We start from the raw sequence: 24,580 nt of genomic DNA, 5'->3' as shown, positions 1-24,580 counted from the left end.
CCGGACATGCCAGGGGCCCCGGGAAGCGAGTTCCCGGGGCCTCCGAACTCCGCCGGACATGCCACAGGCCCTGGGAAACCGGTCCCCAGGGCCTGTACGCGGATCGGGCTCAGCCCTCGCTGACGCCCAGCTTCTCCAGGATCAGCTCCTTGACGCGGGCCGCGTCGGCCTGCCCGCGGGTGGCCTTCATGACCGCGCCGACCAGGGCGCCGGCCGCGGCCACCTTGCCGCCGCGGATCTTGTCCGCGATGGCCGGGTTGCCGGCGATGGCCTCCTCGACGGCGGTGGTCAGGGCGCCCTCGTCGGAGACGACCTTCAGACCGCGCTTGTCCACGACCTCGTCCGGGGTACCCTCGCCCGCGAGAACGCCCTCGATGACCTGGCGGGCCAGCTTGTCGTTCAGGTCACCCTTCGCGACCAGCTCGGTGATCCGCGCCACCTGCGCCGGGGTGATCGCCAGCTCGTCCAGCGCCTTGCCGGACTCGTTGGCGCTGCGGGCCAGCTCGCCCATCCACCACTTGCGGGCGGACGCGGCATCGGCACCGGCGTCGATCGTGGCGACGATCAGGTCCAGCGCGCCGGCGTTGAGGATCGCCTGCATGTCGGTGCCGGAGATGCCCCACTCCTCGCGGAGCCGGTTGCGGCGCACCAGCGGCAGCTCGGGCAGACCGGCGCGCAGCTCCTCGACCCACTCGCGGGACGGGGCGACCGGCACCAGGTCGGGCTCAGGGAAGTACCGGTAGTCCTCGGCCTCCTCCTTGACCCGGCCCGAGGTGGTGGAGCCGGTGTCCTCGTGGAAGTGGCGGGTCTCCTGGACGATCGTGCCGCCCTCGCCGAGCACGGCCGCGTGCCGCTGGATCTCGAAGCGGACCGCACGCTCCACCGAACGCAGGGAGTTGACGTTCTTGGTCTCCGAGCGCGTGCCGAACTTCTCGCTGCCCTTGGGCATCAGCGACAGGTTCACGTCGCAGCGCATCTGGCCCATCTCCATCCGGGCCTCGGACACACCGAGCGCGCGGATCAGCTCGCGCAGCTCACGCACGTACGCCTTCGCCACCTCGGGCGCGCGCTCGCCGGCGCCGACGATCGGCTTGGTGACGATCTCGATCAGCGGGATGCCGGCGCGGTTGTAGTCCAGCAGGGAGTGGGACGCGCCGTGGATACGGCCCGTCGCGCCGCCGACGTGCGTCGACTTGCCGGTGTCCTCCTCCATGTGGGCGCGCTCGATCTCCACGCGGAAGACCTCGCCGTCCTCCAGCTGCACGTCGAGGTAGCCGTTGAAGGCGATCGGCTCGTCGTACTGGGAGGTCTGGAAGTTCTTCGGCATGTCCGGATAGAAGTAGTTCTTCCGGGCGAAGCGGCACCACTCGGCGATCTCGCAGTTCAGCGCGAGGCCGATCTTGATGGCGGACTCGACGCCGGTCGCGTTGACGACCGGCAGCGCGCCGGGCAGGCCGAGGCAGACCGGGCAGGTCTGGGTGTTGGCGTCCTGGCCGAGGGCGGTCGAACAGCCGCAGAACATCTTGGTCTTGGTGCCGAGTTCGACATGGACCTCAAGGCCCATGACGGGGTCGTACGACGCCAGCGCGTCCTCGTACGACACCAGGTCGGTCGTGGTGGTCACGGTGAAACTTCCCTCTCAGCCCAGCAGGACGTCGTCGTCGCCCAGCCGCTTCAGCTCGCGGTAGAGGATGGCGAGGCCGGTGACGATGGCGGCGGCGGACACGGCGGCGTCGACCAGACGGAGCGTGTCGCTCTCGGCACGGGCGAGCTTCGCCTGCTTGGCGACGCTGAACGCGCCGAACGCGGTGGTGGCCATGGACAGGTACAGGCCGTTCTTGGACTTCTTGAAGCCCTTGGCCTTCGACAGCTTGCTCACAGCGACGGTGCCTCCTCGATCAGCGGGTGGCCCCACTTTTCCACGAAGGCGGCCTCCACGGCGGCGCCCACCTTGTACAGGCGGTCGTCCTTCATCGCCGGGGCGATGATCTGCAGACCGACCGGGAGGTTGTCCTCCGGGGCGAGACCGCAGGGCAGCGACATGGCCGCGTTGCCCGCCAGGTTGGTCGGGATGGTGCACAGGTCGGCGAGGTACATCGCCATCGGGTCGTCGGCGCGCTCGCCGATCGCGAAGGCGGTGGTCGGGGTCGTCGGGGAGACGATCACGTCGACCTGCTCGAACGCCTTGTCGAAGTCCCGCTTGATGAGCGTACGGACCTTCTGGGCGCTGCCGTAGTACGCGTCGTAGTAGCCGGAGCTGAGCGCGTACGTGCCGAGCATGATGCGGCGCTTGACCTCGGGGCCGAAGCCCGCCTCACGGGTGAGGGAGGTGACCTCCTCGGCCGAGTGCGTGCCGTCGTCGCCGGTCCGCAGGCCGTAGCGCAGGCCGTCGAAGCGGGCGAGGTTGGAGGAGCACTCGGACGGCGCGATCAGGTAGTACGCCGACAGGGCCAGGTCGAAGGACGGGCAGTCCAGCTCGACGATCTCGGCGCCCAGCTCCTTCAGCAGCTCGACCGACTCGTCGAAGCGCTGGATGACACCGGCCTGGTAGCCCTCGCCGCGGAACTGCTTGACCACGCCGACGCGCATGCCCTGCACGCTGCCGTTGCGGGCGGCCTCGACGACCGGCGGGACCGGGGCGTCGATGGAGGTGGAGTCCATCGGGTCGTGGCCGGCGATGACCTCGTGCAGCAGGGCCGCGTCCAGGACCGTGCGGGCGCAGGGGCCGCCCTGGTCGAGGGAGGAGGAGAAGGCGACCATGCCGTAGCGGGAGACCGCGCCGTAGGTCGGCTTCACGCCGACGGTGCCGGTGACGGCGGCCGGCTGGCGGATGGAGCCGCCGGTGTCGGTGCCGATGGCGAGCGGCGCCTGGAAGGAGGCGAGCGCGGCGGAGGAACCGCCGCCCGAGCCGCCGGGGATCTTGGTGAGGTCCCACGGGTTGCCGGTCGGGCCGTAGGCGCTGTTCTCGGTGGAGGACCCCATGGCGAACTCGTCCATGTTGGTCTTGCCGAGGATGACGACGTCGGCGGCCTTCAGCTTCTTGGTGAGGGTCGCGTCGTACGGCGGGATCCAGCCTTCGAGGATCTTCGAGCCGACGGTCGTGGGCACGCCCTCGGTGGTGAAGATGTCCTTGAGCGCCAGCGGCACGCCGGCGAGAGGTCCGAGCTTCTCCCCCTTGGCGCGCTTCTCGTCCACGGCACGGGCCTGCGCGAGGGCGCCCTCGCGGTCGACGTGGAGGAAGGCGTGCACCTTCTCGTCGACGGCCTCGATGCGGGCCAGGTGCGCCTCGGTGACCTCGACCGCCGTGAGCTCGCCGGAGGCGATCTTCTCGGCGATCTCGGCGGCGGTGAGCTTGATGATGTCCGTCATGGGATCAGTCCTCCCCCAGGATCTGCGGCACCTTGAAACGCTGCTGCTCCTGGGCCGGGGCGCCGGAGAGCGCCTGCTCGGGGGTGAGCGACGGACGCACCTCGTCCGGGCGCATGACGTTGGTCAGCGGGAGCGGGTGCGAGGTCGGCGGTACGTCTTGGTCGGCGACCTCGCTGACGCGGGCGACCGCGCCGATGATGTCGTCCAGCTGGCCGGCGAAGTGATCAAGCTCTTCGGGCTTCAGCTCCAGACGCGCCAGCCGGGCGAGGTGGGCGACCTCCTCGCGCGTGATGCCAGGCATGCAGCGATCCTCTGGGGTGAGTGTGTGTGGTTTGGGGCCAATCCTAGGGGGCGGGGGGCTCCAGCCGTTAAACGGTTACGGCGGTCACCTGCGGCCGTCCCAGGCAGCGCTGCGCAGGAAGTGGTTGTCGTAGAGCTCCTGGACCTCCAGGAGGGACTCCGGGCCGGCCTCGCCGAGGCGTATGCGCTGGAGGTGACGGAAGTACTCGAACCGCTCGACGCCGGGCGTGATGACGATGAGCAGGTCGGCGGTGCTGCCGGGGGCGGCGGCGAAGGCGTGGGGCCGGCCCGGGGGGACGATGACCAGGTCACCGCGTTCGGCGGTCACCACGTCGTCCCCGGACAGCAGCTCGGCCTCGCCGTCCAGCAGGAAGAACATCTCGGCGGAGTTGCGGTGCAGATGCGGCTTGGCGCCGTCCGCGCCCTGGCCGAGGGTGACGCGGACGGTGGACAGCGCCCCGCCGGACGCGCTGCTGTCCGCCAGCAGCTTCACGGCCACCGGGTCACCGCCGATCACCTCGGCGTCGGCGTCCCGGACGATCACGGACTCGTCGAACGTGGGCACGAAGAGCGACATGTCTCATCCCCCTGATGATGTGCGGCGCACGGCGCCCGCCGTGCGTTCACCAGGAGAACGATCACCGTGCCCGGTTCGATTCCGCCCGGCCCCTGACACGACCCTGAAACCGGGCCCGGACCGATGTCGGGGCCAAACATCCCCGGCCGCCGACCGCGCTCACTCCGCCGTCGGCAGCGCCGCCTTCGGCCGCTCCCAGCCCCGTGCCCCGCGGGCGCGCAGCCAGGCCGTGGTCTCCTCCGGCGGCATCGCGGCGGCCACCAGCCAGCCCTGGACGGCGTCGCAGCCCAGGTCGCGCAGGCGCTCCCAGGTCTCGTCGTCCTCGACGCCCTCGGCGACCACCAGGAGGCCGAGCGAATGGGCGAGGTCGACGGTGCAGCGCACGATCTCGGCGTCCTCGGTGTCGACGGCGAGGCGGGCCACGAAGGAGCGGTCGATCTTCAGCTCGCTCACTGGCAGGCGGCGCAGATGCACCAGCGAGGAGTAGCCGGTGCCGAAGTCGTCCAGGGACATCTTCACGCCGTGCCCGGTCAGTCCGGCGAGCGTGTCGGCGGCGCGCTGCGGGTCCTCCAGCAGCACATGTTCGGTGATCTCCAGCTGGAGCGCCCCGGCCGGTACCCCGTGGCGGGCCAGGCGGGCGGCGACGGAGCCGGCGAAGCCGGGGGTGTGGACGTCACGCGGGGAGACATTGACGGCGACGGGCACGAACAGGCCCTGGGAGCGCCACTTGGCGACCTGCCCGAGCGCGGTCTCCAGGACGTACTCGGTGAGGTGCGGCATCAGCCCGGAGGACTCGGCGATCGCTATGAACTCGTCGGGCGGCACCTTGCCCCGCTCCGGGTGCACCCAGCGCACCAGGGCCTCCAGCCCGGCCACCTGGCCGTCGAAGCGGACCTTCGGCTGGTAGTGCAACTGCACCTCCTGCGCGTCCAGGGCGCGGCGCAGGTCGGCCAGCAGTCCCAGGCGGTCGGGGGTGTTGGAGTCGCGCTTGGACTCGTAGACCTCGACGCCGGTGCGGTCCCGCTTGGCCTGGTACATCGCCACGTCCGCGCGGCGCAGCATGCCCTCGGCGTCGAGCGCGTGGTCGGGGAAGACGGCGACTCCGGCGCTGGCCTCCAGGACCAGGGTGAGGCCGTCGAGGTCGAGCGGGGAGCTGAGGGCGGCGACGATGCCGCGGGCTATGCGGGTCGCGGACGTGGTGGAGTCGGCGACCGGCAGTAACACGGCGAACTCGTCGCCGCCGAGCCGGGCGACCTCCGCGCCGCGGGGAAGGGCCAGCCGGAGCCGGTCCGCGGTCTGCAGCAGCAGCCGGTCACCGGCGAGATGGCCGAGAGTGTCATTGACCGAACGGAAACGGTCGAGGTCGATCAGCATCAGAGCGGCGCGGGCGCCGATCCGGTCGGCGTCGTCCAGTGCGGTCCAGATCCGCTCCAGCAGCCACTGCCGGTTGGGCAGCCCGGTCAGCGGGTCGCGCAGCTGCTCCTCGGCGCGGGCGCGGGCCATCCACAGCGTGGAGTCGAGGGCGACGAGCGGGATGGCGAACAGCGGCAGCAGGATCGGCTTGGCCGCGGCGACGACGCACACCAGCGGGGCTATCCCGAGCAGCGCGACCGCCACCAGGCCCTGTCTGAGCAGGGCGGTACGGGCGATGGTGGGCAGTCCGCCGGAGCGGGGCGCGTGCAGGTACCACAGCAGGACGCGGGAGACGGCGAGATAGGCGGTGGCCGCCAGGACCACCTCGGGGGCGGTGTAGAGGTCCCAGGTCTCCGGGCTCCACGGGTTCTCCACGGACGGCACCCGGCCGAACGCCCGGAGCACCAGCGCGCCCGCGCCGATGCCGAGGACGTCCACCGCGCCGTGCAGTATCCCCTGCCGCCAGCGGTGGCGGCGGGCTATGCCGACCAGCACGACGACGGTCAGGCTGACCAGCCCGGCGGGCACCCAGCCGTACAGCAGCAGGACGGCGAGGGTGAGCGCGGCGCCCGAGCCCGTGCCGCCCCACCAGCGGGCCCGGCCGAGCATCACCAGGTGGCCGACGATGATGCCGGTCAGCACGGCCAGCGACCAGCCGGGCGTGCCCGACGGGAACAGCGCGTGGCTGCCGGCGAAGGCCCGGTAGAACCCGGCGCCGAGGGCGAAGGCGGCGGCCGCGACGACCGCGGCGGGCAGGGCGGGCCAGGACGCGTGCCGTTCGGCGTCGGCACCGGCCGCGGCGGCGGACCCGGCGCCGAGCGACGCGTTCCCCAGCGATCCGGCCCCCAGTGAGCCGTTGCCCGGCGCGGCGGTCCCCCGCGAGCCGCTGCGCAGCGAGGTCGTCCCGACCGGGGCCGTGCCGAGCGGGTCCGCGCCCGCCTGCCCGCCCGCGTGGTCCGGCCCGGAGGCGCCCCGCGGGGCCGCCCGGCCCTCGCGCCAGACGCCGGCCAGCCGGCGCAGCCGTGAGTACGGGGCGGCGCTCTCGGTCGGTTCCATTCCCGTCCCTCTCACAGCCGGCGGTGCCCGCGCCACGTTGCCCGATGCCCGACATCCTTCAACGGCACCGCGTCGGAAAACCCTTTCCCGCCGCTCCCCAGGAGCAGAGGAATGCCCCGACCGCAGCTGGGCACGGCAGGCGCACACCTCAACAGTAGGCCGCGGAAGGCTTCCTCGGGCAGCGGTCGCCGACGGTTGCCCGAATGCGCCCGGGCCACCCGTATGCATCTGATATGCGCCGATCGGGTGGCCTTCAACCGCTACTCCTCGGTCGGAAGTGCGACTTCGGCGGCGGCTTCCGGCCCTTGTCGAAGCAGGACGTCGAAACCGTCCTCGTTCAGAACGGGAACCTTCAGCTGCATCGCCTTGTCGTACTTCGATCCGGGGTTGTCACCCACAACGACGAACGAGGTCTTCTTCGACACCGAACCGGTCACCTTCGCGCCCTGGCTCTGCAGCGCGTCCTTGGCGCCGTCGCGGGTGAAGCGCTCCAGGGTGCCGGTGACGACGACGGTGAGCCCTTCCAGCGGGCGGGGGCCCTCGTCCTCGCCGGAGCCCTCGTCCTCCAGGCGGACCCCGGCGGCCTTCCACTTGCGGACGATCTCCCGGTGCCAGTCCTCGGCGAACCACTCCTTGAGGGCCTTGGCGACGATCGCGCCCACGCCGTCGACAGCGGTCAGCTCGGCCTCGCTCGCCTGCTCGATGCGGTCGATCGAGCGGAACTCGCGGGCCAGGGCCTCGGCGGCGACCGGCCCGACGTGCCGGATGGACAGACCGTTGAGGAAGCGCGCCAGCGGGCGGGTCTTGGCCGCCTCGATGTTGGCCAGGAGGGCAAGCGTGTTCTTCTTCGGTTCGCCCTTCTGGTTGGCGAAGACGGTGACGACCTTCTCCTCACCGGTCTTCGGGTCGCGCTTGGGGAGCCCGCTGTCCTTGTCGAGGACGTACGCCTTGATGGGCAGCAGCTTCTCCACCGTGAGGTCGAACAGGTCGCCCTCGTCGACGAGCGGCGGGTCCGCCGGCTCCAGGGGCCGGGTCAGCGCGGCGGCGACGACCTCGCCGAAGTGCTCGATGTCCAGGCACTCCCGCCCCGCGAGATAGGACACCCGCTCTCTCAGCTGCGCCGGGCAGGTGCGGCCGTTGGGGCACCGCAGGTCGACGTCACCCTCCTTCATCGGCTTCAGCGCAGTCCCGCACTCGGGGCACTCGGACGGCATCACGAACTCGCGCTCGCTGCCGTCCCGCAGGTCGACGACCGGGCCGAGGATCTCCGGGATCACGTCACCGGCCTTGCGGATCACCACCGTGTCGCCGATGAGCACACCCTTGGCCTTGACCACGTCCTGGTTGTGCAGGGTGGCGAACTCGACCTCCGAACCGGCCACCGTGACCGGCTCCACCTGGGCGTACGGGGTGACCCGGCCGGTGCGGCCGACGCCCACCTTGATGTCGATGAGCTTGGTGTTGACCTCCTCCGGCGGGTACTTGTACGCGATCGCCCAGCGCGGCGCGCGGGCCGTGGAGCCCAGGCGGCCCTGGAGCCGGATCTCGTCGAGCTTGACGACCACGCCGTCGATCTCGTGCTCCACCGAGTGGCGGTTCTCGCCGTAGTAGGCGATGAACTCGCGTACGCCGTCGAGGCCGTCGACCACCTTGTTGTGCGTGGAGGTCGGCAGGCCCCAGGACTTGAGCAGGTCGTACGCCTCGGAGAGGCGGGTCATGCCGTCGTAGCCCTCGAGGGCGCCGATGCCGTGGACGACCATGTGCAGCGGGCGGGTGGCGGTGACGCGCGGGTCCTTCTGGCGCAGCGAACCGGCCGCGGCGTTGCGCGGGTTGGCGAAGGGCTTGTCGCCGGCCGCGACCAGCCGTTCGTTGAGCTCGGCGAACTTCGCCATCGGGAAGTAGACCTCGCCGCGGATCTCCACCAGGTCCGGGACGCGGTCGCCCTTCAGGCGGTCCGGGATCTCCGCGATCGTACGGACGTTGGGTGTGATGTCCTCGCCGGTGCGGCCGTCGCCGCGGGTGGCCGCGCGGACCAGACGGCCGTGCTCGTAGGTGAGGTTCACGGCGAGGCCGTCGACCTTCAGCTCGCACAGGAAGTGGTACGCGGAGGTGCCGACGTCCTTGTGGACGCGCTCGGCCCAGGCGGCCAGCTCCAGGTCGTCGAAGGCGTTGTCCAGGGACATCATGCGCTGGACGTGCTGGACGGCCGTGAACTCGGTCTCGTACGCCCCCGCGACCTTCTGCGTCGGCGAGTCCGGCGTGCGCAGCTCGGGATGCTCCTCCTCCAGCGCCTCCAGGGAACGCAGGAGCTTGTCGAACTCCGCGTCGCTGATGACGGGAGCGTCCTTCACGTAGTACCGGAAGCGGTGCTCCTCGATCTGCTCAGCGAGCTTCGCGTGCTGCTCCCGTGCCTCGGCGGGCACCGTCGTCTCCGCCTGCTTGTCGCCGGCCACCGTGTCGTCCTTCCGTCACTCAGGGTTGTCCGCGAGAGATCTCGCCGCCCGGGCGCAGTGGGCGAGGGCCCGGCGGGCGTACTCGGGGGACGCGCCCGCGAGTCCGCATGCCGGGGTGACCGTGACCGCCTCCGGGAGCAGTCCCGGACGCAGCCCCAGCCTGCGCCACAGCGTCCTGACACCCATGACGCTACCGGCAGGGTCTGACAATGGGCCGTCCGTGCCCGGCACGACACCGGCGAACAGCCGGGTGCCCGCCTCCACGGCCTCACCGATCGCCTCGTCGTCACGCTCGGTGAGGAGGGAGAAGTCGAAGGAGATGCCCGCCGCGCCCGCCCGGCGCAGCAGCGCGAAGGGCACGTCGGGTGCGCACGAGTGGACCACGGTCCGGCCCGGCTCGTGCACCCCGATGACGTCCCGCAGCGCGGACTCGACGATCTGCCGGTCGACGGCGCGGTGGGTGCGGTAGCCGCTGGCGGTCCTGACCTGTCCGCGCAGTACGGCGGTCAGGGACGGCTCGTCGAGCTGGAGCACGATCCGCGCGCCGGGCACGCGCCGCCCCACCTCCGCGAGATGCAGGCGCAGGCCCTCCGCCAGGGAGGCGGCGAGGTCGCGGCAGGCGCCGGGGTCGGACAGCGCGGCCTCGCCGTTCCTGAGCTCCAGGCTCGCGGCGAGCGTCCAGGGGCCGACCGCCTGCACCTTCAGCGGGCCCGTGTAGTCCTGGGTGAACTCCTCCAGCGCGTCGAGGTCCTCCCCCAGCCAGGAGCGGGCCCGCTTGGTGTCCCGGCCGGGCCGGTCGCCGAGGCGCCAGCCGCTGGGCTCCACGCGCGCGTACAGCTCGACGAGCATCCCGGCGGTCCGCCCGATCATGTCCGCGCCCGGCCCGCGCGCGGGCAGCTCCGCGAGATACGGGAAGTCCTCGAAGGATCCGGTGACGGTCTTGGCGGCCTCCCTGGCGTCCCCACCGGGCATGGACCCGACACCGGTGGCCGCACCGAAGCTGAACTGGCTGTCTTCGCTCACCGGATCAGCCTACGGAACGCCGGGGCGCGGCTTCACCGCAGTGCCGCCGCGCCGCGGGACCGCTCGGGCACCGCAGGCGCCGCCCCGCGAGGGCGCCACGCGGGCGCCACGCGCGGGCGCCACGCCCCGGACGGTCCTACGCCCCGAGGGCACCGTGCCGCGTCAGGAAGCCGATCATCCCGGCCGGGTCGGCGACCCGGAGGTTGTTCCCGAAGGCCGCCCAGGCGATGTCGGTACGGCCGTGCCAACTGCCGTGGCCGACGAACTCGCCCGAGGCGTCCAGCAGAGCGACGGTCAGATGGCCGTGGCAGCGGCACCGGTCGCCCAGGAAGTCACCGGACGTGGTGAGACTCCGCAGCTCGGCGAGGGCGTCGGCGTCGTAGAGCTCGGCCAGGACGTCACGGCGGTCCAGCGGACCCCCGTCGTCGCCGCCCCGCAGGATCACCGCGGCCTCGGTCCGCGCCCACACCTCGTCCAGCCAGGCGCGGATCACCTCGCCGTCGGTCGCCTCGTGCAGCCAGTCGAGGCTCACCGGCCCGGCCGTACCGTCAGGTCGTTGACCTCGGCGTCCTTCGGCAGGTCGATGGCCATCAGGATCGTCGTCGCGACCGACTCCGGGTCGATCCACTTCGACGCGTCGTACTCCTTGCCCTCCTGCTGGTGGACCTTGGCCTGCATGGGGCTTGCGGTGCGGCCGGGGTAGACCGAGGTGACACGGACGCCGTTCGCGTGCTCCTCGTGGCGCAGGGAGTCGGCGAGGGCCTTCAGGCCGTGCTTGGAGGCGGCGTACGCGGACCAGTCGGCGTGGGCGTTGAGACCGGCGCCGGAGTTGACGAAGACCACATGCCCGCGTGTCGCGCGCAGTTGGGGCAGGAAGTGGCGGGTCAGCTCGGCCGGGGAGATCAGGTTGACGTTGAGCTGGTGGCGCCAGGACTTCGGGGTGAGGTCGCCGACCGGCCCGAGGTCGACGACGCCCGCGATGTGCAGCAGGGTGTCGACCCGGTCCGGCAGCGTCTGGTGGGAGAAGGCCCAGCTGAGCTTGTCGGGGTCGGCGAGGTCGCCGACGAGGGTCTGCGCGCCGGGGAACTCGGCCGCCAGTTCCTTGGCGCGGCCCGCGTCGCGCGCGTGGAGCACGAGGTCGTCCCCGCGCGCGTGCAGCCGGCGGGCGACGGCCGCGCCGATGCCGGAACCGGCCCCGGTGATCACATGAGTAGCCATGCCCGCCATGCTCGCATCACCGGATGCCCTGGCTCTCCTCCAGGTAGGCCAGCGCGCCCACCGGCTCCTCGGCGAAGAAGACCAGGTCGGTGAGGGGGCGGGGCAGGAAGCCCTCGGTCTCCATGCGGCGGAACTGCTCCTTGAGGCCGTCGTAGAACCCGGCGGTGTTGAGCAGGACGACCGGCTTGTCGGTGCGGCCGTGCTTCTTCAGCTCCAGGATCTCGGTGGCCTCGTCGAGGGTGCCGGTGCCGCCGACCATGATGACCACGGCGTCGGCCTTGTCCAGCAGGAGCTTCTTGCGCTCGGCGAGGTCCCGCGCGATCACCATCTCGTCGGCGCCCGGCCGGGCCTTCGCGGCCAGGAAGTCCACCGAGACGCCCACCAGCCGGCCGCCGGCCTCCTGCACGCCGTCGGCCACGACCTTCATCAGGCCGACGTCCGAACCGCCCCACACCAGGGTGTGCCCGCCCTTGCCCAGCAGCTCGGCGAACTCACGGGCCGGGCGGGTGTAGCGGTCGTCGAGGTCGGCGGCGGAGAGGAAGACGCAGATGTTCATGTACGACACCGTACGGGGTGCCCCCTGCGCCGCCCGAGGGGTTTACCGGACGTCCACGTAGTCGCCGGTGGTGGCCTTGGCGCCCGTGACGGAGTTGCCCCCGTAGTACCAGCGCCAGGTGCCGTCCTTGGCGGCGGTGACGGTGGTCCTCAGGGCGCCCGTGGAGGAGGTCGTGACCGTCTTGACGTAGGAGTACGCCGCGCTGCCCGCGGCCTTGAACTGGAGGACGACCTTCTGCCCGCCGTACAGGTCGTAGCGGTGGGTGTTCCAGTTGGCGCGCTTCAGGGTGCCCTTGATGGTGATCGGGCTGCCCTTGGTGACCGGCTCGGGGCTCGCGTCGGGGCTCTCGATGACGGAGGCGCGCTTGAGGCGGGTGGTGTAGGAGAGCAGGTCGTCGTCGTAGCCGCCGTCGACCTTGATCCCGAGGCCGACGGTCTTCCAGACGGTGGCGTCGCTGTTGACGAGCTTCCGGCCGCCGGGCAGCTGGTCGGGGTCGACCTCGAGCGACTCGTCGCAGTCGTAGAAGGTGTAACCGCCCGCGCTGGACCGGCTGCAGTCCCACTGAATCGTTCCCATGGCCAGGTGGTACGAGTTCTGGCCGTAGGTGCCCCGGTACACCGACACCCGCCAGTCGTCCAGCCTGACCTTGGTCTTCACCGTGTACGTCAGCGGCACCTCGATCCGGGCGCCGGTGCCGAGGACGATCGGCTTGCCCTTGTTGATGACCACGTCCGAGAACGTGATGTCGCTGTCGGCCGCGTGCGCGCCCGGCGCCGTGATCAGCGTGCTCGCGAGCGCCGTGCCCGCGGCCGCCAGAACGGTCACCGCGCGGCGCGCGGCCGGGAGTCTGTGCCGCAGAGTCATGTCCCACCCCTGATGTGTGCCTGTGAGTACCGGACGACGATCCGCCCGGTGCCCGGCACTCTAGATCACGGGTGGGACAGCGCCCCCGCGCGCGTGGTCGACGCGATCGTCGCCGAGCCCACCACGCGCGTGCCGTCGTAGAGCACGATCGCCTGGCCGGGGGCGACGCCGCGGACCGGCTCGGTGAAGCGGACGTGCAGTTCGCCGTCGACCGGCTCCGCCGTCACCTCCGTCTCGCCGCCGTGGGCGCGCAGCTGGGCGGTGTAGGTGCCGGGGCCGGTGGGGGCGGCGCCGCACCAGCGGGGCCTGATGGCGCGCAGCTCGGTGACGTCCAGCGCCTCGGCGGGGCCGACCGTGACGGTGTTGTTCACCGGGGAGATGTCCAGGACGTAGCGCGGCTTGCCGTCGGCGGCCGGGGTGCCGATGCGCAGTCCCTTGCGCTGGCCGATGGTGAAGCCGTACGCGCCCTCGTGGGTGCCGAGCTTGGTGCCGGACTCGTCGACGATGTCGCCCTCGGCCTTGCCGAGGCGACGCGCCAGGAAGCCCTGGGTGTCGCCGTCGGCGATGAAGCAGATGTCGTGCGAGTCGGGCTTCTTGGCGACCGCGAGGCCGCGGCGCTCGGCCTCCGCGCGGATCTCTTCCTTGGTCGTCACCGTGTCGCCCAGCGGGAACATCGCGTGGGCGAGCTGCTTGTCGTCGAGGACGCCGAGGACGTACGACTGGTCCTTGGCCATGTCGGAGGCGCGGTGCAGCTCGCGGGTGCCGTCCGCGTTGACGATCACCTTGGCGTAGTGGCCGGTGCACACGGCGTCGAAGCCGAGCGCGAGCGCCTTGTCGAGCAGGGCCGCGAACTTGATCTTCTCGTTGCAGCGCAGGCAGGGGTTGGGGGTGCGTCCGGCCTCGTACTCGGCGATGAAGTCCTCGACCACGTCCTCGCGGAAGCGGTCGGCGAGGTCCCAGACGTAGAAGGGGATGCCGATGACGTCCGCGGCGCGGCGGGCGTCGCGGGAGTCCTCGATGGTGCAGCAGCCACGCGCGCCCGTGCGGAAGGATTGCGGGTTCGCGGAGAGCGCGAGGTGGACGCCGGTCACGTCGTGGCCCGCCTCGGCCGCGCGGGCGGCGGCGACGGCGGAGTCGACTCCGCCGGACATGGCGGCGAGGACGCGGAGGGGGCGGGGGCGCTGCGGGGTGTCAGTCATAACCCTTCCAGGGTACGGGGGCGCGGGAACCGTGGCCCGCGAGTATCCGTTGTGGATCACATGGAGGAGACGAAGGGCGGCTCGGGCCGGCGGCTCGGGCGGCGTTCGCTGATCGTGGGCGGGGCGGCGGCCGCGCTGGGCACGGGCGCCGTGCTCGCGCGCGACGAGCTGTCGCGGCTGTGGTACCGGGTGCCCGGCGTGCGCAAGCCGCGGGTGGAGGGTGCGGTCGACTTCCGGGGTGCGCGCTGGGTGGCGGCCTCCTCGGCGAACTTCCGGTGGGCGGACCGGCCGGACGACTTCTCCATAGACATGGTCGTCGTGCATGTCACCCAGGGCAGTTTCGACAGCGCGGTCAGGGTGTTCCAGGACCCGGGGCACGGTGCCGCCTCCCACTACGTGGTCGGGCAGGACGGCCGCATCGCCCAGATGATCCGTGAGCTGGACGTGGCGTACCACGCGGGCAACCGCGACTACAACGAGCGCAGTGTGGGCATCGAGCACGCCGGGTTCGTGGACCGCCCGCAGGACTTCACGGACGCGATGTACGCGGCTTCGGCGCGGCTGACGGCGGGGATCTGCCGGCGGTACGACATCCCGGTGGACCGCGAGCACATCATCGGGCATGTGGAGGTGCCGGGCACGGACCACACCGATCCGGGGCCGCACTGGGACTGGGACCGGTATCTGGCGCTCGTGCGAAGAGCGCGCACGGCACCCGCGCCCGCCGGGGCCTGACCCGGCTCAGGTCAGCCCCGCCGCCCGTGCCCGCTCCACCGCGGGTCCGATCGCCTTGGCGACGGCCTCCACGTCGGCCTCGGTGGAGGTGTGGCCGAGGGAGAAGCGCAGGGTGCCGCGGGCCAGGTCGGGGTCGGTGCCGGTGGCGAGGAGGACGTGGCTGGGCTGGGCCACCCCGGCGGTGCAGGCGGAGCCGGTGGAGCACTCGATGCCCTGGGCGTCCAGGAGCAGCAGCAGGGAGTCGCCCTCGCAGCCGGGGAAGGTGAAGTGGGCGTTGGCCGGCAGGCGTCCCTCCGGTGACGGGTCACCGCCGAGGATCGCGTCGGGTACGGCCGCACGGACCGCGGTGACCAGGTCGTCGCGCAGGGCGCCGATCTCACGGGCGAACCACTCGCGCTGCTCGGCGGCGAGGCGTCCGGCCACGGCGAAGGAGGCGATGGCGGGCACGTCGAGGGTGCCGGAGCGCACGTGCCGTTCCTGGCCGCCGCCGTGCAGCACGGGCACCGGGCTGTACTCCCGGCCGAGGAGCAGCGCGCCGATGCCGTACGGGCCGCCGATCTTGTGGCCGGAGACGGTCATCGCGGCGAGGCCCGAGGCGGCGAAGTCGACCGGAACCTGACCGAACGCCTGGACCGCGTCGGAGTGCAGCGGGATCCCGAACTCCCCTGCCACGTCGGCCAGTTCACGGATCGGCAGGACCGTGCCGATCTCGTTGTTGGCCCACATCACGGTGGCGAGGGCGACGTCGTCGGGGTTGCGGGCGACGGCCTCGCGCAGGGCGTCGGGGTGGACGCGGCCGTAGCGGTCGACGGGCAGGTACTCGACGGTGGCGCCCTCGTGCTCGCCGAGCCAGTGCACGGCGTCGAGCACGGCGTGGTGCTCGACGGGGCTGGCGAGGACGCGGGTGCGGGCCGGGTCCGCGTCGCGGCGGGCCCAGTACAGGCCCTTGATCGCGAGGTTGTCGGACTCGGTGCCGCCGGAGGTGAAGACGACCTCGCTGGGGCGGGCGCCGAGGGCCTCGGCGAGCGTCTCGCGGGCTTCCTCGACCGTGCGGCGGGCCCGGCGCCCCGAGGCGTGGAGGGACGAGGCGTTGCCGGTGACCCCCAGGTGGGCGGTCAGGGCCTCTGCCGCCTCCGGAAGCATCGGGGTCGTCGCGGCGTGGTCGAGGTAAGCCATGGTGACGCCGATTCTACGGGGCGGGCCCGAGGGCCCGGCGTGCGGTGCCTCAGCCGCACGGCCGGAAAGCGACGCGGAGGCTACGCCGACAAGCGGCTCGGATGCCGAGTCGGCAGACGACTGGGAGTTTCCCCCGGCAAGCAACTCGGGCGCTGGGCCGGTGCAGACGACTGGGAGGCTGCCCCCGGCAGCGGCTCGGACGCTGGGCCGGCAGACGACTGGGAGGCTCCCCCGGCAGCGGCTCGGACGCTGAGCCGGCAGACGACTCGGAGGCCCCCGCAAGCAAGTCGGACGCCAAGCCTGCACACGACTCGCAGGCTCCCCCGGCAAGCGACTCGCACGCTCCCCCGGCAAACGGCTCGCGGACTCCCCCGGCAAGCGACTCGCAGGCTACGCCGGCCGACGACTCGGCAGCTCCCCCGGCGACCAGCCCGGAAGCCGTGCCGGCAAGCGCCTCAGAAGCTCCACGAGATCGCGTTGTCGGCCTGCATGAACGCGGCCAGCACCACGAGGTCGGCGACGCCCAGGCCGAGCCCCAGGAGGGCCCGGCCCCGCCGGGCGGTCCCGTGCCGCAGGGCGACGGCCGCCAGGACGATCGCGACCGGGCCGAGGACGACGTTGAAGACGAGCAGGCCCACCAGGCCGAGGACGAAGGACGCGACGGCCATGCCGTCGTGGTCGCGGGCGGTGTTCCGGCCGGTGGCCGGTGCGGTCAACTGCATGACGATCGGCTCCCGGAGGTCAGTGGGTGGAGGTGTGATGACGGCGGCCGTGGCGCTCGCGCAGCGCGAAGACGCCGAGCCAGACGGCGATCACGGCGGCCGCGACGAGGCTGAAGGAGAGCGGTGCGTGGGCGACGGTGCCCGTCAGGACACCGAGCAGCAGAAGTGCGGCGACGAGGAACAGCATGGACGGATTCCCCCTCCGGAACGCTTCCGGGGGACGGACCCCCGAAGCTTCGGTGAACGTTTGTAGTTACAGTTGTTCACTGACTTTCGAGTCTAACGCATCTCACGACTTCCCAATTCCAGAGAACAGTTGTTAACTGCATGGCATGAGTCACACCCTCGGCATCCGGCAGGCCCAGAAGCAGAAGACCCGTCAGGCCCTCCTGGACGCGGCCCTGGAGCTGCTGGAGGGGCAGAGCCTGAGCAGCCTGGGACTGCGCGAGGTCACCCGCGCGGTCGGGGTCGCGCCGACCGCGTTCTACCGGCACTTCCGCTCGACCGCGGACCTCGGCGTGGCGCTGGTCGAGGAGGCGCTGGGCAGCCTGCACGCGACGGTGCGGGCGACGGTGTCCACGACGGGCGACAGCGACGAACGCATCGCCCGCACCGTGGAGTTGATCGCCGGACATGTGGACGCGTACCCCGCACACGTCCGGTTCATCGCCCGTGAGCGGCACGGCGGGGTGCAGTCGGTACGGGAGGCCATCCGGGGGCAACTCCTCAGGTTCACCGAGGAGGTGAAGGCCGAGCTGGCCAAGGACCCGGTCTCGGCGGGCTGGAGCGACGAGGATCTGCTGATGCTGGCCGGTCTCTACGTCGACCAGATGCTGATCACCGCGTCGCTGTTCCTGGAGGCCCACGAGAGGCGGGCCTCGCAGGAGGAGCGGCGGCTCATCTCTCAGGTCGCGGAGCGGCAGTTGCGGTTGATCAGTACGGGGCGGGCGCACTGGCTGGACTGACCGCCCATCGAGGTGACTCGATCGTGCGTCGGCGGGTGCGGGTCCGTCGCGGCTGGTCGCGCCCACGCGGCGGAGCCGCACATCGATACAGCCCCGCGCCCCTGACTACGCGGCAGTCGCCCGGCGCCCCCAGCGGACCCTCAGCTCAGCCTGACCCTGGCCAGCTGCCTCGACTGGGCCACCAGGCGGCCCTCGCTGTCCCAGACCTCCGCATCCTCCTCGAGGAAGCCGCCCGCCAGGTTGCGCGTCGTGATGGACACCCGCACCGGGCCCGGGGCCGGGCGGCACCGGACGTGGACCGTCAGTTCCACCGTGGGGACCCAGCCCTTGATGCCCATCTCGAAGGCGGTCGGCGGGAGGGCGTCCACGGCCAGCAGGAGCGACAGGGGGTCCATGTCGCGGCCGTCGGCCAGGCCGAACCAGGCGCGCATCTCGCCCTTGCCCGAGGGCTGCCCGAGGGCCCAGCCCAGGGTGGACGGGTCCAGCTTGAGCATCAGGCGGTCGGCGATGGCCGAGCTGCCGTCCACCGGGGCGGGACCGTCCTCGGGGCCGAAGCACTGGTCCATCGGCGGGATGGCGGGCGGCTTCGCCGTCGTCCGGACGTCGTCCGGCAGGGAAGCCAGGTCGCCGTAGGAGGCGAGGACGCGGATGCGCTCGACCTCCTCGCCCCGCTCGTCGTACTGGAAGAGGGATGCCTGGCCGGTGGAGAGGGTGCGGCCGGTGCGGACGACGTCGGTGCGGACGACCGCGGGGCCCGGCTGGGACGCCGTCAGGTAGTGCGCCGAGATAGTGAACGGGTCCGGGTGCGGCAGGGCGTCGGCGAGGGCGCGGCCGAGGACGGCGAGCAGATAGCCGCCGTTGACCGCGCTGATGATGGTCCAGCCGGCCGAGAGCTCGATGTCGTAGACGCCCTCGGAGCGCCGGGTGAGCGCGGTGTCTCGGTCGAACTCGCTGTCACCGATGATCGCCTGGGATGCCTGAGCCATGGCGGTACCGTACAACAGCAAACTACTAAGCGGTAGCTTTCTCCGCGTCCTCGGTCACCGTCGAGCGGCGGTTCCAGGCCCGCGGCGCCCGCCAGTGATAGCGCATCGCCAGCAGCCGCAGCACGAAGGCCGTGACCACCGCGAGCCCCGAGGTGACCGGCGTGAGCGCGTCGAAGCGGATGCACAGGACGACCATGCCGGCGCCGACCATCGCCGGCACCGCGTAGAGGTCGCGGTCCCAGCGCAGCAGCGACGGGATCTCGTTGGCCAGCACATCGCGCAGCACACCGCCGCCGACCGCGGTGGCGAGGCCGAGGGCGGCGGACGCGGTGAGGTTCAGCCCGTACTCGTACGCCTTGATCGTGCCGGAGACGGCGAACAGGCCGAGCCCGGCCGCGTCGAAGACGTTCACGCCCGTCTGGATGCGCTCCACATGGGGGTGCAGGAAGAAGACCAGCAGCGCGGCGAGCAGAGGCGTGAGGAAGTAGCCGAGGTCCGTGAAGGCCGCGGGGGGCACGGCGCCGATGATCACGTCCCGGAAGAGCCCGCCACCGAGCGCGGTGACCTCGGCGAGGACGGCGATGCCGAAGACGTCGAAGTTCTTGCGTACGGCCAGCAGGGCGCCGGAGATGGCGAAGACGAAGATGCCGATCAGGTCGAGCGTGTGCTGGACGGACGGGCTGAAGAGTTGCTCAAGCACCCTTACATTCTCACCCATGCACGAGCCCCTGCCTTGCATTGCAAGGCAGGGGCTCGGTCACAGGTTCACTTCTTGTCAGACTTGGTGACGTCCGCGGTCTCCGCCTCCGGCACCAGCTCCGCCGCCTCCTTCGCGGCGCTCAGCAGCACCGTGTCCTGCGGCTGCTGGTCCTCGAAGTTCTCCGGGTGGTGGCAGGCGACCCGCTGACCGGGGCGCAGCTCGACGAGCGGCGGCTCGGTCTTCTTGCAGATCTCCGTGGCCTTCCAGCACCGGGTGTGGAAGCGGCAGCCGCTCGGCGGCGAGATCGGCGAGGGCACGTCGCCCTTGAGCAGGATCCGCTCGCTCTTGGCGTTCTTGCGCTTCGGGTCCGGGATCGGCACCGCCGACATCAGCGCCTTGGTGTACGGGTGCATCGGCGCCTTGTAGAGCAGGTCGCGGTCGGCCAGCTCCACGATCTTGCCGAGGTACATCACCGCGATCCGGTCCGAGACGTGCCGGACGACCGAGAGGTCGTGCGCGATGATCACGTACGTCAGGCCGAGCTCCTGCTGGAGGTCGTCCAGCAGGTTGACCACCTGCGCCTGGATCGACACGTCCAGCGCGGACACCGGCTCGTCGGCCACGACCAGCTTGGGGTTGAGCGCGAGCGCGCGGGCGATGCCGATGCGCTGGCGCTGGCCGCCGGAGAACTCGTGCGGGTAGCGGTTGTAGTGCTCGGGGTTGAGCCCGACCACCGACAGCAGCCGCTGCACCTCCTTCTTGATGCCGCCCTCGGGCTGGACGCCCTGGAGCTTGAAGGGGGCGCCGACGATCGTGCCGATCGTGTGGCGCGGGTTCAGCGAGGAGTACGGGTCCTGGAAGATCATCTGCACATCGCGGCGCATCGGGCGCATGCCCGCCACCCCGAGGTGCGTGATGTCCTTGCCCTCGAACTCGATCGTGCCGCCGGTCGGCTCCAGGAGCCGGGTGATCAGCCGGCCCATCGTCGACTTGCCGCAACCGGACTCGCCGACCACGCCCAGCGTCTCGCCGGACCTGACCTCGAAGTCGATGCCGTCGACCGCGTGGACCGCGCCGACCTGCCGCTTGAGCAGCCCCTTCTTGATCGGGAAGTGCTTCTGCAGGCCGGTGACCCGCAGCAGCACCTCACGCTCGGCCTCGGAGCCCTCGCCCTGCGCGGGAATCGTCACCGCTTTCTCGTCACTCACAGCTTCGGCGCAATCTCTTCGGTCCAGATACGCTCCCGCTGCTCCTGCGTCATGTGGCAGGCGGCCCAGTGCTTGCTGCCGACCTCGGTCAGCTCGGGGCGGACCGTGCGGGTGACGTCGTCCTTCGGCAGGTCCGCGTACGGGCAGCGCGGGTTGAAGGCGCAGCCGGACGGGACGTTGATCAGGGAGGGCGGGGAGCCCTTGACCGGGATCAGCCGCTCCTGCTGGTCGCGGTCCAGGCGCGGCATCGAGCCGAGCAGACCCCAGGTGTAGGGGTGGCGGGGCTCGTAGAACACCTTCTCCGCCGGGCCCCGCTCGACGCAGCGGCCGCCGTACATCACCAGCAGGTCGTCGGCGAGCTCGGCGACGACGCCCAGGTCGTGGGTGATGATGATGACCGCCGAGCCGAACTCCTTCTGCAGATCGCGGATCAGGTCCAGGATCTGCGCCTGGACGGTGACGTCCAGGGCGGTGGTCGGCTCGTCCGCGATGAGCAGCTCGGGGTTGTTGACCAGCGACATCGCGATCATCGCGCGCTGGCGCATACCGCCGGAGAACTCGTGCGGGTAGTTGTCGACGCGCTTGTCGGGCTGCGGGATGCCCACCCGGTCGAGCATCTCGACCGCGCGGCGCTTGGCGGTCTTCTTGTCGACGTCGTGGTGGATCCGGTACGCCTCCACGATCTGCTGGCCGATCGTGTAGTACGGGTGCAGCGCGGACAGCGGGTCCTGGAAGATCATCGCCATCTCGCGGCCGCGCATCCTGCGGACCCTGTCCGGGTCGGCCGACAGCAGCTCGGTGCCGTTCAGCCAGATCTCGCCGGAGATCTGCGCCTTGCGCTTGCCGTACTGGCCGGCCGTGTGCAGGCCCATGATGCCGAGGCTGGTGACGGACTTGCCGGAGCCGGACTCGCCGACGATGCCGAGGGTCTTGCCCTTCTCCAGCGAGAAGCTGAGCCCGTCGACCGACTTCACCAGACCGTCGTCGGTCGGGAAGTGCACCTTCAGGTCGCGCACTTCCAGGAAGGCGGAAGGGGCGTTGCCGGTGACCGGCTCGCCGACGGCGGCTCCGGTCTTGCTGAGTTCGGTCATGCGAGCCTCACTCGGGGGTCGATCACGGCGTACAGGACGTCCACCACGAGGTTGGCGATGAGCACCGCGAGAGAGGTGATCAGGGTGACGCCCAGGATGATGGGCAGGTCCTGGGTGCGGATGCCGTTGAGCACCGCCTGGCCGAGGCCCGGCAGGCTGAACGCGGTCTCGGTGAGGATCGCGCCGCCGATGAGGGCGCCGAGGTCCATGCCGAGCATGGTCAGGATCGGGGTCATCGTGGAGCGCATCGCGTGCTTGGAGATGACGACCTTCTCGGTGAGGCCCTTGGCCCGCGCGGTGCGGATGTAGTCCTCGCCCATGATCTCCAGCATGGTGGCGCGGGTGATCCGGGCGTACATCGCGGCGTACAGGAAGGCCAGGGTCACCCAGGGCAGCAGCATGCTCTGGAACCAGGCGAAGAAGTCGTCCTCCATCGGCACGAACTCGCCGTCGATCCAGCCGAGTCCGTGGTCGAAGATCGCGAGGGCGAGCATGGCGGTGAAGTAGATCGGCAGCGAGACGCCGCCGAGGGCGACGAGCATCGCGCCGCGGTCCCACAGGGTGCCCCGCTTGAGGGCGGAGAGCACGCCCGCGGAGACACCCAGCAGCAGCCACAGCACGGCGGCGCCGAGCGCGAGTCCCAGGGTCACCGGGAAGCGGTCGGTGAGCACCGGCCAGATGGCCTGCTCGGTGCGGAAGGAGTAGCCGAAGCAGGGCGCCGAGCACTGGGTGACGTCACCGCCGCCCGAGTAGGTGCGCCCGACGAAGATGCCCTTGAAGAACTCCCAGACCTGGACGTAGATCGGTTCGGCCAGACCCAGCTTCGCCCGTACGGCCTCCACGGCCGCAGGGTCGGCCTGCTTGCCCACGAAGCTCGAGGCGATGTCGACGCCCGCCCACTTCGGGACGAGGAAGAAGATGCAGAAGACCACCATGACGATGACCACGAGCATCACTGCGGCGGCGAACAACCGCCTGATGAGGTAAGTGAGCACAGCTCTCGGCCCGCGGCGGACCGCGGGCCACGGGAGGTCGTCCCGTGGCCCGCGGATCACGCCTCGCCGGCCTTCACCTGCCTTTCGTGCCGTTCGGCGGGTGTGCCGGTTACTTCGCGGACTTCAGGCCGAGGTTGACGAAGTCGTACATGCCGCTGTAGCCGTCCGAGGTGTAGACGTTCGCCAGCCGGCTGCCGCGCCAGTTGATGAACTTCTCGAAGACGAAGGGCAGGTAGTAGCCGCCTTCCATGACCTTGTGGTTGATCTCGGTGGCGATCTTGGTCTTCTCGGCGTCGTCGAGCGTGTTGACGTAGTCCTCGAACAGGCCGTCGATCGCCTTGTCCTTGATCAGGGCGTAGTTGTTGTTGCCCGACTCAAGGATGTACTTGCTGTGCCACAGCGGCAGGCCGAAGCCCTGCACGGACGGGAAGTCCGGACCCCAGCCCATGATGATGATGCCGAAGCCCTTCTTCTTCACGTTCGAGGGGCTGCCGATGATGCCGGAGGTCTGCGAGCCGTCGTACTGCTCGATGTCGGCCTGGATGCCGATCTTCTTCAGCGACGCCTGGAGCGACTCGGCGGTGGCCACCTCGACCGGCTTGTTGTTGCGCACGGCGATGGTGGTCTTGAAGCCGTTCGGCTTGCCGCATGCCTTGAGCAGCTTCTTGGCCTCGGCCACGTTGCCGCTCTTGTTCTTGCCGGCCAGCTGGTACGGGTCGTACGCCTGGCCCTCGGAGCCCGGAACGGACGGCGGCAGCATGTTGGTGCCGATGTCACCGCCGGCGATGGGGCCGCCGCGGGCGTTCTGCAGCGAGACGTGGTCGGCGCCGACGATCACGGCCTTGCGGCAGTTCTCGTTGTCGAACGGCTTCACGCTCTGCGGGAACACCGCGTAACGGATGTAACCGGAGACCGGGTTGTCCAGGTTGGCCTTGTGCTCCTTCAGGGCGATGGTGCGGCCCTGCGGGGACATGCCGGTCTGGTTGATGTCCAGGTCGTAGTCGCCGGCGATCAGACGGCGGTCCATCTCGTTGGCGTTCGAGAAGATGTTGAGCGTGATCGCGTCCGGGTACGCCTTGCGGATCGGGTCCGACTCCGGCTTCCAGTTCTCGTTGCGGACCAGCTTCAGCGACTTGCCCGGGTCGTAGGACTCGAACTTGTACGGGCCGGAGGAGAACGGCTTCAGGCCGTACTTGGACTTGGTGTCCTTGTCCTGACGGACCGGGGAGGCGGAGATCAGCGCCAGCATCTCCTCGAAGTCCGAGTTGGCCTTCGGGAGCTTGAAGACGATGGTCTTGTCGTCCGGCGTCTCGATCGCCTTCAGACCCAGCTTGTCCTTGGACTTGTCCTTGTACGGACCCGGGTACTCGCCCTTGGGGTCGAGCACCTCCTTCAGGTACGTCGGACCGCCGGCCAGCACGTCCTGCGCCCAGACGCGCTCGATGCCGTACTTGATGTCCTTGGACGTGATCGGCTTGCCGTCCTCCCACGTGATGCCGTCACGCAGGGTGTACGTGTAGGTCTTGCCGTCGTCCGTGACCTTCGCCAGACCCGTGGCGAGGTCCGGGGTGAGCTCGGCGCCCGCCTTGCCCGGCTCGGTCTTGTTCGTGACGAGCTGACGGCTGTAGTAACGGGCGAAGTTCCACATGAAGCCGTAGTAGCCGCGCGTGGTGTCCCACGAGTCGGCGTCCTGGGCACCGGCGAACTTCAGCGTGCCGCCCTTCTTGGCCAGCGAGGCCTGGGCGACCTTGTTGTTGGCGGCGTCGAAGCCGGCCGCGCCGGTCTTGGAACCGCCGTTGTCGCCGTCGCTGTCGCCGCCGCCGCACGCCGCCGTGGTCAGCAGCGCGGCGACCACCGCGGCAGCGGCCATGGCCTGCTTGCGCCGCCCTGAGGTGCGTAGGGTAGTCACGATCTCGGATCCTCCGGTTGTGATGACAGATCCCGTGTCCGGTGCCACGGGTCGCTTGTGGTACG

General features: G+C 70.8%; 24 protein-coding genes. 2 read left to right on the top strand and 22 right to left on the bottom strand.

Annotated elements, in window-relative coordinates; genetic code table 11:
• Positions 1 to 109: 109 nt before the first annotated feature.
• The 13 genes from gatB to mnmA all read right to left on the bottom strand — a co-directional run bounded on the left by gatB (position 110) and on the right by mnmA (position 14,028).
• Positions 110 to 1,624 carry an Asp-tRNA(Asn)/Glu-tRNA(Gln) amidotransferase subunit GatB gene (gene gatB / locus ACSU6M_RS24005; RefSeq protein ID WP_437072220.1) on the bottom strand — a complete coding sequence of 505 codons (1,515 nt, stop codon included), beginning with the start codon at positions 1,622 to 1,624 and terminating at the stop codon, positions 110 to 112.
• A gap of 15 nt (positions 1,625 to 1,639) precedes the next feature.
• A complete protein-coding gene (locus tag ACSU6M_RS24000) occupies positions 1,640 to 1,879 on the bottom strand; it encodes a hypothetical protein (RefSeq protein ID WP_043504295.1) in 240 nt (79 codons plus the stop codon).
• Entirely contained in the window at positions 1,876 to 3,369 is a 1,494-nt protein-coding gene (gene gatA / locus ACSU6M_RS23995; RefSeq protein WP_437072219.1) for an Asp-tRNA(Asn)/Glu-tRNA(Gln) amidotransferase subunit GatA, read from the bottom strand. The genes ACSU6M_RS24000 and gatA overlap by 4 nt, the downstream gene beginning before the upstream one ends.
• A 4-nt stretch (positions 3,370 to 3,373) precedes the next feature.
• On the bottom strand, positions 3,374 to 3,670 hold the full coding sequence (gene gatC / locus ACSU6M_RS23990; protein ID WP_031117542.1) for an Asp-tRNA(Asn)/Glu-tRNA(Gln) amidotransferase subunit GatC: 297 nt from the start codon (positions 3,668 to 3,670) through the stop codon (positions 3,374 to 3,376).
• 84 nt (positions 3,671 to 3,754) lie between these two features.
• Positions 3,755 to 4,246, bottom strand: coding sequence for a cupin domain-containing protein (locus tag ACSU6M_RS23985; RefSeq protein WP_437072218.1), 492 nt, complete (start codon positions 4,244 to 4,246; stop codon positions 3,755 to 3,757).
• Between the two features lie 159 nt (positions 4,247 to 4,405).
• The gene (locus ACSU6M_RS23980; protein ID WP_437072217.1) at positions 4,406 to 6,715 is read right to left on the bottom strand and encodes a putative bifunctional diguanylate cyclase/phosphodiesterase; all 2,310 of its coding nucleotides are present in this window, start codon (positions 6,713 to 6,715) and stop codon (positions 4,406 to 4,408) included.
• A 260-nt stretch (positions 6,716 to 6,975) separates the two neighbouring features.
• Positions 6,976 to 9,168: an NAD-dependent DNA ligase LigA gene (gene ligA, locus ACSU6M_RS23975; protein ID WP_437072216.1), complete on the bottom strand. Its 2,193-nt coding sequence runs from the start codon at positions 9,166 to 9,168 to the stop codon at positions 6,976 to 6,978.
• Positions 9,169 to 9,183: 15 nt separating this feature from the next.
• Positions 9,184 to 10,191 (bottom strand): methionine synthase, encoded by a 1,008-nt coding sequence (locus tag ACSU6M_RS23970; RefSeq protein ID WP_437072214.1) that lies wholly within the window; start codon positions 10,189 to 10,191, stop codon positions 9,184 to 9,186.
• A gap of 136 nt (positions 10,192 to 10,327) precedes the next feature.
• On the bottom strand, positions 10,328 to 10,723 hold the full coding sequence (locus tag ACSU6M_RS23965) for a hypothetical protein (protein ID WP_437072212.1): 396 nt from the start codon (positions 10,721 to 10,723) through the stop codon (positions 10,328 to 10,330).
• Positions 10,720 to 11,409, bottom strand: coding sequence for an SDR family oxidoreductase (locus tag ACSU6M_RS23960; RefSeq protein WP_437072211.1), 690 nt, complete (start codon positions 11,407 to 11,409; stop codon positions 10,720 to 10,722). Before ACSU6M_RS23960 ends, ACSU6M_RS23965 begins: the two co-directional genes overlap by 4 nt.
• Positions 11,410 to 11,425: 16 nt before the next feature.
• Positions 11,426 to 11,965 carry a TIGR00730 family Rossman fold protein gene (locus ACSU6M_RS23955; protein ID WP_437072209.1) on the bottom strand — a complete coding sequence of 180 codons (540 nt, stop codon included), beginning with the start codon at positions 11,963 to 11,965 and terminating at the stop codon, positions 11,426 to 11,428.
• A gap of 42 nt (positions 11,966 to 12,007) precedes the next feature.
• Positions 12,008 to 12,829, bottom strand: coding sequence for a hypothetical protein (locus tag ACSU6M_RS23950; protein WP_437072208.1), 822 nt, complete (start codon positions 12,827 to 12,829; stop codon positions 12,008 to 12,010).
• 65 nt (positions 12,830 to 12,894) lie between these two features.
• On the bottom strand, positions 12,895 to 14,028 hold the full coding sequence (gene mnmA, locus ACSU6M_RS23945) for a tRNA 2-thiouridine(34) synthase MnmA (RefSeq protein WP_437072206.1): 1,134 nt from the start codon (positions 14,026 to 14,028) through the stop codon (positions 12,895 to 12,897).
• Positions 14,029 to 14,088: 60 nt separating this feature from the next.
• Here mnmA and ACSU6M_RS23940 point away from each other — a divergent pair, with 60 nt between their 5' ends.
• Positions 14,089 to 14,763 carry an N-acetylmuramoyl-L-alanine amidase gene (locus tag ACSU6M_RS23940; protein ID WP_437072204.1) on the top strand — a complete coding sequence of 225 codons (675 nt, stop codon included), beginning with the start codon at positions 14,089 to 14,091 and terminating at the stop codon, positions 14,761 to 14,763.
• 6 nt (positions 14,764 to 14,769) lie between these two features.
• Here ACSU6M_RS23940 and ACSU6M_RS23935 read toward each other — a convergent pair whose 3' ends face one another.
• The 3 genes from ACSU6M_RS23935 to ACSU6M_RS23925 all read right to left on the bottom strand — a co-directional run bounded on the left by ACSU6M_RS23935 (position 14,770) and on the right by ACSU6M_RS23925 (position 16,848).
• Entirely contained in the window at positions 14,770 to 15,939 is a 1,170-nt protein-coding gene (locus ACSU6M_RS23935; RefSeq protein WP_437072202.1) for a cysteine desulfurase family protein, read from the bottom strand.
• Between the two features lie 455 nt (positions 15,940 to 16,394).
• Entirely contained in the window at positions 16,395 to 16,661 is a 267-nt protein-coding gene (locus ACSU6M_RS23930; protein ID WP_437072201.1) for a DUF4190 domain-containing protein, read from the bottom strand.
• Positions 16,662 to 16,680: 19 nt separating this feature from the next.
• Entirely contained in the window at positions 16,681 to 16,848 is a 168-nt protein-coding gene (locus ACSU6M_RS23925; RefSeq protein ID WP_437072199.1) for a hypothetical protein, read from the bottom strand.
• A gap of 145 nt (positions 16,849 to 16,993) precedes the next feature.
• Between ACSU6M_RS23925 and ACSU6M_RS23920 the strand changes: the two genes are divergently transcribed.
• Complete coding sequence (locus ACSU6M_RS23920) at positions 16,994 to 17,626, top strand: TetR family transcriptional regulator (RefSeq protein ID WP_437072197.1); 633 nt, start codon at positions 16,994 to 16,996, stop codon at positions 17,624 to 17,626.
• Positions 17,627 to 17,766: 140 nt separating this feature from the next.
• Here the strand turns inward: ACSU6M_RS23920 and ACSU6M_RS23915 are convergent, their stop codons facing one another.
• The 6 genes from ACSU6M_RS23915 to ACSU6M_RS23890 form a co-directional block, all read right to left on the bottom strand.
• Positions 17,767 to 18,612: a thioesterase family protein gene (locus ACSU6M_RS23915; RefSeq protein WP_437072195.1), complete on the bottom strand. Its 846-nt coding sequence runs from the start codon at positions 18,610 to 18,612 to the stop codon at positions 17,767 to 17,769.
• Between the two features lie 25 nt (positions 18,613 to 18,637).
• Positions 18,638 to 19,312, bottom strand: coding sequence for a trimeric intracellular cation channel family protein (locus tag ACSU6M_RS23910; protein ID WP_437072193.1), 675 nt, complete (start codon positions 19,310 to 19,312; stop codon positions 18,638 to 18,640).
• Positions 19,313 to 19,377: 65 nt separating this feature from the next.
• On the bottom strand, positions 19,378 to 20,502 hold the full coding sequence (locus ACSU6M_RS23905) for an ABC transporter ATP-binding protein (protein ID WP_437072191.1): 1,125 nt from the start codon (positions 20,500 to 20,502) through the stop codon (positions 19,378 to 19,380).
• Positions 20,503 to 20,516: 14 nt separating this feature from the next.
• Complete coding sequence (locus ACSU6M_RS23900; protein WP_437072190.1) at positions 20,517 to 21,611, bottom strand: ABC transporter ATP-binding protein; 1,095 nt, start codon at positions 21,609 to 21,611, stop codon at positions 20,517 to 20,519.
• Positions 21,608 to 22,606, bottom strand: coding sequence for an ABC transporter permease (locus tag ACSU6M_RS23895; RefSeq protein WP_437072188.1), 999 nt, complete (start codon positions 22,604 to 22,606; stop codon positions 21,608 to 21,610). The genes ACSU6M_RS23900 and ACSU6M_RS23895 overlap by 4 nt, the downstream gene beginning before the upstream one ends.
• Before the next feature lie 109 nt (positions 22,607 to 22,715).
• Complete coding sequence (locus ACSU6M_RS23890) at positions 22,716 to 24,515, bottom strand: ABC transporter substrate-binding protein (protein ID WP_437072186.1); 1,800 nt, start codon at positions 24,513 to 24,515, stop codon at positions 22,716 to 22,718.
• Positions 24,516 to 24,580 lie beyond the last annotated feature (65 nt).

This window comes from Streptomyces sp. enrichment culture (assembly GCF_964272895.1).
Classification (GTDB): Bacteria; Actinomycetota; Actinomycetes; order Streptomycetales; family Streptomycetaceae; genus Streptomyces.
Note: the sequence above shows the minus strand (reverse complement) of the source record. Positions and strands in the feature narration are given on the sequence as shown.

Bases quoted from the DNA above. Each gene is read 5' to 3' on its own strand.
- gatA (WP_437072219.1), bottom strand. From the start codon at position 3,369: ATGACGGACATCATCAAGCTCACCGCCGCCGAGATCGCCGAGAAGATC.
- gatC (WP_031117542.1), bottom strand. From the start codon at position 3,670: ATGCCTGGCATCACGCGCGAGGAGGTCGCCCACCTCGCCCGGCTGGCG.
- ACSU6M_RS23985 (WP_437072218.1), bottom strand. From the start codon at position 4,246: ATGTCGCTCTTCGTGCCCACGTTCGACGAGTCCGTGATCGTCCGGGAC.
- ACSU6M_RS23980 (WP_437072217.1), bottom strand. From the start codon at position 6,715: ATGGAACCGACCGAGAGCGCCGCCCCGTACTCACGGCTGCGCCGGCTG.
- ACSU6M_RS23960 (WP_437072211.1), bottom strand. From the start codon at position 11,409: ATGGCTACTCATGTGATCACCGGGGCCGGTTCCGGCATCGGCGCGGCC.
- ACSU6M_RS23955 (WP_437072209.1), bottom strand. From the start codon at position 11,965: ATGAACATCTGCGTCTTCCTCTCCGCCGCCGACCTCGACGACCGCTAC.
- ACSU6M_RS23950 (WP_437072208.1), bottom strand. From the start codon at position 12,829: ATGACTCTGCGGCACAGACTCCCGGCCGCGCGCCGCGCGGTGACCGTT.
- mnmA (WP_437072206.1), bottom strand. From the start codon at position 14,028: ATGACTGACACCCCGCAGCGCCCCCGCCCCCTCCGCGTCCTCGCCGCC.
- ACSU6M_RS23940 (WP_437072204.1), top strand. From the start codon at position 14,089: ATGGAGGAGACGAAGGGCGGCTCGGGCCGGCGGCTCGGGCGGCGTTCG.
- ACSU6M_RS23935 (WP_437072202.1), bottom strand. From the start codon at position 15,939: ATGGCTTACCTCGACCACGCCGCGACGACCCCGATGCTTCCGGAGGCG.
- ACSU6M_RS23930 (WP_437072201.1), bottom strand. From the start codon at position 16,661: ATGCAGTTGACCGCACCGGCCACCGGCCGGAACACCGCCCGCGACCAC.
- ACSU6M_RS23925 (WP_437072199.1), bottom strand. From the start codon at position 16,848: ATGCTGTTCCTCGTCGCCGCACTTCTGCTGCTCGGTGTCCTGACGGGC.
- ACSU6M_RS23920 (WP_437072197.1), top strand. From the start codon at position 16,994: ATGAGTCACACCCTCGGCATCCGGCAGGCCCAGAAGCAGAAGACCCGT.
- ACSU6M_RS23915 (WP_437072195.1), bottom strand. From the start codon at position 18,612: ATGGCTCAGGCATCCCAGGCGATCATCGGTGACAGCGAGTTCGACCGA.
- ACSU6M_RS23900 (WP_437072190.1), bottom strand. From the start codon at position 21,611: ATGACCGAACTCAGCAAGACCGGAGCCGCCGTCGGCGAGCCGGTCACC.